1 rRNA gene and 1 pseudogene are annotated in these 880 nt (G+C 69.0%); both read right to left on the bottom strand.

Annotation, left to right across the window (positions count from 1 at the left end):
• Window positions 1-508, bottom strand: a pseudogene (locus tag ACFYXS_RS29030) (hypothetical protein); the annotation flags it as partial.
• Between the two features lie 280 nt (window positions 509-788).
• Window positions 789-880: ribosomal RNA gene (gene rrf, locus ACFYXS_RS29025) — 5S ribosomal RNA — on the bottom strand; the annotation flags it as partial.

The raw sequence follows: 880 nt of genomic DNA, 5'->3' as shown, positions 1-880 counted from the left end.
TCGTAGCGCGGACGCTCATCACGACGGTCGTCACGGCGGAACCCACCACGGTCACCACCAGGACGGTCCTCACGCGGACGGTCCTCACGCGGCCTGTCGAAGCGCGGACGCTCATCACGACGGTCATCGCGACGGAACCCACCACGGTCACCACCAGGACGGTCCTCACGCGGCCTGTCGAAGCGGGGCCGCTCATCACGACGGTCATCGCGACGGAACCCACCGCGATCGCCACTGGGACGATCCTGACGCGGACGGTCCTCACGGGGGCGATCGCCACCGGGACGGTCGTAGCGCGGACGCTCATCACGACGGTCGTCACGGCGGAACCCACCACGGTCACCGCCAGGACGGTCCTGACGCGGACGATCGTCACGGCGGAACCCACCGCGATCGCCACTGGGACGATCCTGACGCGGACGGTCCTCACGGGGACGGTCGCCACCAGGGCGGTCGTCGCGACGGAAGCCACCTCGATCGTCCCGCCGGTCCTCACGGGGCCGGTCATAACGGGGGCGATCGTCGCGACGGAAACCGCCGCCGGCCCGGTCGCCTTCGCGGCGAGGACCGCTGCTGCGGAAACCACCCCGGTCGCCGCCCTGACGCGGCGCGCGCCGCTCCGGCCGATCCGGCCTTTCCTCGGGCGTGTTGGACATCGACATGACTCCTGTCGTTCGTACTGCTGTAGTGCCAGTCTCCCGTACCGTCCGCGGACTGCGCACTGCCGTGAAAAACAAAAGGACCCCCGGCCCCAGCGCTTTGGCCAGGACCGAGGGTCCAGAAAGATTGTTCGGCGGCGTCCTACTCTCCCACAGGGTCCCCCCTGCAGTACCATCGGCGCTGAAAGGCTTAGCTTCCGGGTTCGAAATGTAACCGGGCG

Origin of the sequence: Streptomyces sp. NPDC002574 (genome assembly GCF_042889545.1) — a bacterium.
In the GTDB taxonomy this organism is placed as follows: Bacteria; Actinomycetota; Actinomycetes; order Streptomycetales; family Streptomycetaceae; genus Actinacidiphila.
Note: the sequence above shows the minus strand (reverse complement) of the source record. Positions and strands in the feature narration are given on the sequence as shown.